At 64.0% G+C, this 7,323-nt stretch carries 7 protein-coding genes and 2 pseudogenes; 6 read left to right on the forward strand and 3 right to left on the reverse strand.

What is annotated here, in order from left to right; all coding sequences use genetic code 11:
- Window positions 1-33 precede the first annotated feature (33 nt).
- Window positions 34-315 (forward strand): hypothetical protein, encoded by a 282-nt coding sequence (locus EOA86_RS15040; protein ID WP_029351415.1) that lies wholly within the window; start codon window positions 34-36, stop codon window positions 313-315.
- Between the two features lie 108 nt (window positions 316-423).
- On the opposite strand, the gene EOA86_RS15045 is transcribed toward EOA86_RS15040, so the two are convergent.
- The 3 genes and pseudogenes from EOA86_RS15045 to EOA86_RS15055 form a co-directional block, all read right to left on the reverse strand.
- Complete coding sequence (locus EOA86_RS15045; RefSeq protein ID WP_065010296.1) at window positions 424-999, reverse strand: TMEM175 family protein; 576 nt, start codon at window positions 997-999, stop codon at window positions 424-426.
- A 143-nt stretch (window positions 1,000-1,142) separates the two neighbouring features.
- A pseudogene (locus EOA86_RS15050) lies at window positions 1,143-1,364 on the reverse strand (hypothetical protein); the annotation flags it as partial.
- 227 nt (window positions 1,365-1,591) lie between these two features.
- Entirely contained in the window at window positions 1,592-2,617 is a 1,026-nt protein-coding gene (locus tag EOA86_RS15055; RefSeq protein WP_127208093.1) for a LacI family DNA-binding transcriptional regulator, read from the reverse strand.
- 196 nt (window positions 2,618-2,813) lie between these two features.
- Between EOA86_RS15055 and EOA86_RS15060 the strand changes: the two genes are divergently transcribed.
- The 5 genes and pseudogenes from EOA86_RS15060 to EOA86_RS15080 form a co-directional block, all read left to right on the forward strand.
- On the forward strand, window positions 2,814-3,848 hold the full coding sequence (locus EOA86_RS15060) for a Gfo/Idh/MocA family oxidoreductase (RefSeq protein WP_128342351.1): 1,035 nt from the start codon (window positions 2,814-2,816) through the stop codon (window positions 3,846-3,848).
- Window positions 3,848-4,753, forward strand: a complete 906-nt coding sequence (locus tag EOA86_RS15065; protein ID WP_206630028.1) for a sugar phosphate isomerase/epimerase — start codon at window positions 3,848-3,850, stop codon at window positions 4,751-4,753. The genes EOA86_RS15060 and EOA86_RS15065 overlap by 1 nt, the downstream gene beginning before the upstream one ends.
- Before the next feature lie 103 nt (window positions 4,754-4,856).
- Complete coding sequence (locus tag EOA86_RS15070) at window positions 4,857-5,870, forward strand: substrate-binding domain-containing protein (RefSeq protein ID WP_128342355.1); 1,014 nt, start codon at window positions 4,857-4,859, stop codon at window positions 5,868-5,870.
- 89 nt (window positions 5,871-5,959) lie between these two features.
- Window positions 5,960-6,757, forward strand: a complete 798-nt coding sequence (locus tag EOA86_RS15075; RefSeq protein WP_095518636.1) for an ATP-binding cassette domain-containing protein — start codon at window positions 5,960-5,962, stop codon at window positions 6,755-6,757.
- A pseudogene (locus EOA86_RS15080) lies at window positions 6,754-7,323 on the forward strand (ABC transporter permease); the annotation flags it as partial. The gene EOA86_RS15075 and the pseudogene EOA86_RS15080, both read left to right, overlap by 4 nt.

The raw sequence follows: 7,323 nt of genomic DNA on the forward strand, positions 1-7,323 counted from the left end.
CGCATGCTGTCCGCGTAAGAAGGAGATTACCGATTGACCGACTGGATCGAGATCCTGAAAGAACAGACCGCCACCGGCGACCAGATGAGCCGCGAGGTGCCGCAAATGCTTGCCAATCCCGACATCAGCGAAGCGCAAGTGAAGACGCTGTTTTCGGCGCTCGAAAAGCAAGCCGAATTTGTCGAGAAGCTGCGCATGGCGCTGGAGAAATTCGGTCATGATTTTTCGGTGATCAAGGCGGCCGAGCGGCTTGAGGAGCGCTATGCCGACCTTGCGGCCTCGGTGGCGGAAAAGCTGAAGGCGATGCGAGGCTAGAGCGGAACGCATTCTTATTAAATGGCGCATCCCGCTCTATCTGTTTGTTTTAGCCGCATTTGTGCGACGCCAAGCGATTCCACTTGGCTGCAAAATGCTCCAGCAGGCCTATTTTTCGATCACCCGTTCGAAGCGCCTGTCCGGCACGAACCAGATCATGGCGACCAGGACGTAGATAGCGACGCCGATCCACTGGCTGATGAAGGTCAGCGGAATGGCGGCGATATAGAGGGCCAGCGAGATCCTTCCCTTGCGGTCGCTGCCCAGCGCCCTGGCAAAGGCGGTATCGTTGCTGTGCAACCGATGCAGCATGACGGCGAGGATGATGTAGGCGGCCGCGCACAGCGCGAGTTCGGCCCCGTAGACGGCGACCGGAACCGGCGCGAAATGGTTTTCGCCCATGAAGGCAGTGGTGACCGGCATCAGCGACAGCCAGAACAACAAATTGAGGTTCGCCCATAGCACGCGGCCGTCGACGCGCTGCACGGTGTGGAACATGTTGTGCAGATTGTTCCAGTAGATGCCGACATAGATGAAGGACAAGACATAGCTGAGGAAGACCGGCCATAGTGGCGCCAGGGTTGAAAAATCCTCGCCGTGCGGCACCTTCAATTCCAGCACCATAATGGTGATGATGATGGCGACGACGCCATCGGTAAACGCTTCGACCCGTCCCTTGCCCATGGATTCTCCTTACCAACGCACTGAAGTTAAAAGATAATTTTGCGCAGCGCCACCGGCAATAGCCTCAAACCTTGTCAGGAGCAAGCTAGGGAATACATGGCCGCCGCTCTCCGGCGGCCGGCGACAGCGTTGTCGCGGCGTCCTCACACCCCCGTGACAAACCCATCCAGCACGCGTTTCTGGCCGGCCTTGTCGAAATCGATGGTCAGCTTGTTGCCTTCGATGGCCGAAACATTGCCGTTGCCGAATTTCTGGTGGAAGACGCGGTCGCCGACATTGAAGGCCGACGGCTTGTCGGCGACGGATTTGGCGACCAGCTCGCCATCGATGGTGCGGCCCTTGATGGAGGTGCGGCCAGCGCCATGGCATATAGAGCGCGACGCCGTCCACTGATTGACGAAGGCCAGCGGGATGGCGGCCATGTAGAGGGCAATTGAGATCTTTCTCTTGCGGTCGGTGCCCAACGCTTTGTGCAGGCCGAAGCGACCGAGTTCGCCCTTGCCGTTGATGCGTTGGATTTTTTCCAACACCCCTCATTTGCCTTCACTGCGTTCAGGTATTTCTTTTCACAACAACGAGGGGAAGGGCATCATCAATCGCTGTCTCGTGCGATCAGCTCCAGCGGCCAGACCTCGCGGATGATCCGGGCCCCCTCTGGGCCGGCGAAGGCCGGAATCGACGCCAACAACATTTCGGCCAGCCGCCGTCCCATCGGCTCCAGGGGAGGGCGGAAGCCGGTCAGCGCCGGTGAGAAATAGCGGCAGAGCGGCGTGTCGACGATGACGATCACCGCAATGTCGTGACCCGGCCTGATGCCCATCTCGGCCAGCGCCTTGCAGCCGCCAAGTGCCATGGCGTCATTGTTGAAGATGATGGCGGTCGGCGGATCCTTGGAGCGCATCACCTCAGGGGTCACCGCGTAGCCGCCGGCCTCGTTGATGAAGCCGTCGGCGACCAGTTCGGGGTCGAATTCGATGCCGTGCCGCCGCAACGCCTTGCGATATCCGGTGAGGAACAGATAACCGAAGTTGAGATCGAGCGACGGGCGGATGGCCGCAATGCGGCGGTGGCCGCGCGCGACGAGACGATCGACCGCGTCAGCCCCGGCTTTTTCGAAGTCGAGGTCGAGCGAGGGGTAGGCATCGCCGCCAGAGCGGCTGCGGCCGAGCGTCGCGAACGGGAAACCGGCCTGGGTCAGATAGTCGATGCGCTCGTCCTCGCGCCGCGTCCAGGCCAGCACCACCGCATCGGCCCGCCGGGTCTCGACGACACGGCGCAGGCGCTCCTGCTGATAGTCGCCCGGCGCGCCCATCACCACGATCAGGTCGAGTCCGCTTTCGGCGAGCTTGGCCTGCAACCCGGTCAGGAACGGAATGAAGAACGGCTCGCCATATTCCTGATCGCCCGGATGCGGCTGCAGCATGAAGGCGATCGAATGGGTGGCGCCGCGCCGCAAACTGCGGCCGGACTGGTTCGGCGAATAATTCAGCTTCTTGGCCGCATCGAGCACGCGCTGGCGTGTGTCGGCGTTGACGTCGGCGCGGCCGTTGAGCGCGCGCGACACCGTGCCGATCGAAATGTTCAGGTGACGCGCAAGGTCGTGAATGCTGGACGCCAAAGGACAGTTCTCCCCGTTGCTTGGCTAGCACCGGCTGCTCTCCGGGCCAAGCCGACGCCACGATTTTTCGCAGCCGGCCGATTGACATTCTACGCCATCGGGTGTGTTGTCGTAAACGTTTACGGAAAAACATTCACAGCCCTGCCGTGAACGCCGTGACGATCGGTCTGGAGGGGCCGAGAGGGAGGAGCACTGGATGATCAATGTCGTCCTGGTCGGCTGCGGCGCGATGAGCAAGGCCTGGCTCGATGCAGCCAGGCAGATCGACGGGCTAGCCATTGTCGGCCTGGTCGATATCGACGTCGAAAGGGCGCGGGCGAGGGCGCGCGAATACGAGCTTTCGAGCGCCATCATTGGAATCGACCTCGACGCCGTGCTCGACCAGACCAGGCCCGACGCGGTATTCGACGTGGTGGTTCCCGCCGCACGCCGCGAGCTTGCGCTTTCCGCCTTTGCCCATCATTGCCACCTGCTGACCGAAAAGCCACTCGCCGACAGCCCGGGCAATGCGCGTGCCATCGTCGAGGCCGCCCGCAGCGCCGGGCGTATCCATGCCGTCGTCCAGAACCGCCGCTATGTCGCCAATGTCAGGCGCATCCGGCGCTTTCTCGATTCCGGCGCCATTGGTGCGCCAACCAGCATCCATGCCGAGTTCTTCGTCGCGCCGCATTTCGGCGGCTTTCGCGAGGAGATGCGCCATGTGCTGCTGCTCGACATGGCGATCCACACATTCGATGCCGCCCGCTACATGGTGGCCGGCGAGCCGGCCGGTGTCTATTGCCAGGAGTGGGAGCCGGCCAATTCCTGGTATCGGCAAGGGTCATCGGCAACCGCAAGCTTCGACCTAGGCGGCGGCAAGCTGTTTACCTATGCCGGCAGCTGGTGCGCGGCCGGATTCCGCACCAGCTGGGACAGCACATGGCGGATCGTCGCCGAGCGCGGCAGCATTGTCTGGGACGGCGAGGACGGGCTGAAGGCGGAAATCGTGCAGCCGGTCCGTGAAGGCCTGTTCGACCGCACCGCACCGATAGCCGTGCCGCCGCTCGACCCGGCCGATCGCGTCGGCGGCCATCTCGGCATCATCCAGGATTTCGTCCGCGCCGTCGAGACCGGCACCGAGCCGGAGACGCGCGGCGCCGACAACATCAAGAGCCTGGCCATGGTTTTCGCTGCGATCGAGAGCGCCGAGACCGGGCGCCGGGTCGCCATCGCTGCACAGGAAGGATCATGATGCCAAACCCGCTGCTCGACATCAGGATCGGCACAATGGTGCGGGCCAATCTCGACGACCCGGCCGCCTATATCAAGGCGATCCTGCCGCTCGGCTTCGAGAGCATCCAGCCGTTCTTCTGGCAGACGCTGGGCGGCAAGGACATTCCGCGGCTGGCGGGCGAGATCCGCGAGGCGATCGGCGATGCCGATGTCATCGTCTCGTCGATCGGCGTGTTCGGCAATCCGCTGGAGAGCGGCGAGATCGATCGCGGCGTCCTCCAGGCGTGGGAAACGATCATCGACAACGCGCATCTGTTCGGCACCAGCATGGTCAGCGGCTTCACCGGCCGCCTCCGCGGCAAGCCGCTGCCCGACAGCCTGCCGCGCTTCCGCGAGGTGTGGGAACCGCTGGCCAAACGCGCCGCTGACAAGGGCGTGCGCATCGCCTTCGAGAATTGCGCGATGGACGGCAACTGGGCGAGCGGCGACTGGAACATCGCCCACAATCCGGACGCCTGGGAGCTGATGTTCAACGAATTGCCCGATGACAATCTCGGCCTGGAATGGGAACCCTGCCATCAGCTCGTCTATCTGATCGATCCAATCCCGCAGATCCGCAAATGGGCGCCGCGCATCTTCCATGTCCACGGCAAGGACGCGACGGTGCGCTGGGACGTGATCCGCGAGCATGGCGTGTTCGGCCGCCTGCCATTCGTGCAGATGCGCACGCCCGGCTTCGGCGACAGCGACTGGACGCGGGTGATCAGCGAATTGCGGCTGGCCGGATACAAGGGTGCCATCGACATCGAAGGCTGGCACGACCCGGTCTATCGCGGCGACCTCGAGATTACCGGCCAGGTGCGGGCGCTGGATTACCTCAAGCAATGCCGGGGAGGTGCCAGCTACCTGCCAAATCCGGCTTGAGAATCCGGCCGGCGGGAGGGCCGGTCAGTGACGCATTGCGGCGAAAAGCCGAAGCATTCGTCGAAACCCCTCGGCTTGCGAGGGAACAATGGGAGGAACGTGCATGAGCATCGCGATGAGAACGACAGTTCTGCGCTCGACCGTCGTGGCGGCCGCCACGGCGCTCGCCGCCGCCATCTCCACCTTGCCGGCGCAGGCGCTCGACGCCCAGTGGTGCAAGGACGTCCATATCCGCTTCTTCGTCGGCGGCGCCGAGGGTGACGCCTTCGGCACCATCGTCTACAATGGCGCCAAGCAGGCGGCCGCCGATCTCGGACCGAAGGTCGACTACATCTTCTCCCAGTGGGACGCCGAAAAGATGGTGCAGCAGCTGCGCGAGGCCGTCGCGGTCAAGCCCGGCGGCATCGCCATGATGGGCCATCCTGGTGACGCCTCGATCATGCCGCTCGCCGAACAGGCGCACAAGGACGGCATCAAGATGATGTACCAGAACGTGCCGGTGCCGAAGGTGGTGGCGGCGTTCGGCGGCGGCTATGTCGGCGCCCAGCAGGAGCAGCAGGGCCGCGCGCTTGGCGCCGAAGCGCTCAAGCTTGCCGGGCTCAAGGCCGGCGACAAGGCCATCATGATTGGCCCCTTCGAGAACGAGGCCCGCGGCGCGCGCGAGCGCGGCACGGTTGCCGTGTTGAAGGAGGCCGGCGTCGAGGTCATCCAGCTCCCCTCGCCGCCGAGCGGCGAATGGGCTTCCGATCCCAATCTGGCCATTCCGGTGCTCACGGCGGCACTGCTCAACAATCCCGACGTCAAGGCGGTTGGCTATCCCGGCGGCCAGATGCTCGGCAACGTCGCCACCTACATGCAGGCGGCTGGACGCAAGCCGGGCGACATCTTCAATTTCGGCTTCGACACCAGCCCGCAGATCGTCGAAGCCTTCAAGGGCGGCTGGGTGCAGCTCACCGCCGACCAGCAGCCCTTCCTGCAGGGCTATCTGCCGATCCTCAGCCTCTGCCAGCAGGTGGTGCTGGGTCTGGCGCCGATGAATGCCGACACCGGTGCCGGCTTTGTCACGCCGCAGAATTACGAGATCGTCGCCGAACTCGCCAAGCAGGCGCTGCGCTGACCTCCCAAGCCGCCGCCGGCCGGGATCGACTCCGGCCGGCGGGACCGCCGGCGGAAAAGGCCGGTAAGCGACAATCAAGCGAGGATCCGATGGCCGAACGCATCATCGAACTGCGCGACATCAGCAAGTCCTACGGTCAGGTCTACGCGCTGGGCGGGGTCAATCTCAGCGTCGACCGTGGCGAGGTCGTCGGCCTGATCGGCGACAACGGCGCCGGCAAATCGACGCTGATCAAGATCCTGTCGGGCGTGGTCAAGCCGACCAGCGGCGAAATCCTTGTGCGCGGCAAGCCGGTGACCGGATGGAGCGCCGCGCGCTCGCGCGACGCCGGCATCGAGACGGTGTTCCAAGACCGGGCGCTCGCCGTGCAGCAGACGATCGTGCGCAACATCTTCATGGGCCGCGAACTCACCGGCTGGCTGGGCTGGCTGAAGGTCAACAAGGAGATCGAGGAGGCGAGCCGGCTGATGCGCGAGATCGGCTTCACCTCGAAGGTGTTCACGCCGCACTCGATCGTCGGCCAGCTCTCGGGCGGCGAACGCCAGGGCGTGGCCATCGCCCGCGCCATCTACAAGAAGGCTGAGCTGATTGTCCTCGACGAGCCGACGACGGCGCTGTCGCTGACCGAGACCGCCAAGGTCTTCCACTTCGTGCGCCAGGTGCGGGCGAGCGGGCGCTCGATCCTGTTCATCGGCCACAACATCCACCATGTCTTCGACATTGCTGATCGCTTCGTGGTGCTCGACCGCGGCAAGGTGGCGTTCACCGCCGGCCGCAGCGAGGTCAAGTCCGCCGAAGACCTGATCAACTTCATGGAAGACCTAGCCCACCCCGGCGGATTGCCCGGGTTGCACGAGGCCGGCGATGCGGGGAGGGCAGCGCGATGAGCAAGACCATGGAACCCGATCTGAAGAGTCCCCTCGGCGGCACGCATAATGAGGCCGCCGGTAAAGAGTGGAGACATCCATCCGACAATTGGCTGCGCGGTTTCATCCTCGACAACCGCGCCGCGCTCGGCACGCTTGCCGTGTTCATCGTCATGATGGCGGTGTTCATGATCGCCAATCCGACCGTTTTCACCACCTGGTACCTCTATAGTTCCGTGCTCACCACGCTGCCGGTGGCGCTGTTCGTGGTGGTGCCGCTGGTGTTCGTCGTCACCTGCGGCGAGATCGACCTGTCGTTTCCGGCGACAATGGGCTTTGCTTCCTGGGTGTTCGCGCTAGTCGTGCAGGCCGGCTACGACCCGTTCCTCGGCATTGCCGCCGCCATCGCCACGGGCACGCTGCTCGGCTTCCTGGTCGGGTCGCTGGTCGTCTATGGCGGGCTGTCGTCGCTGATCGCCACGCTTGGCATGAATTTCCTGCTGCGCGGCCTGATCCAGATCATCAATGAGGGCAGGTCGACGGCGCTGACCAGCCTCGCCGACAGCTGGGCCTACCAGATCTTCTCC

It is taken from the genome of Mesorhizobium sp. M5C.F.Ca.IN.020.32.2.1 (assembly GCF_004023105.1).
In the GTDB taxonomy this organism is placed as follows: Bacteria; Pseudomonadota; Alphaproteobacteria; order Rhizobiales; family Rhizobiaceae; genus Mesorhizobium; species Mesorhizobium wenxiniae.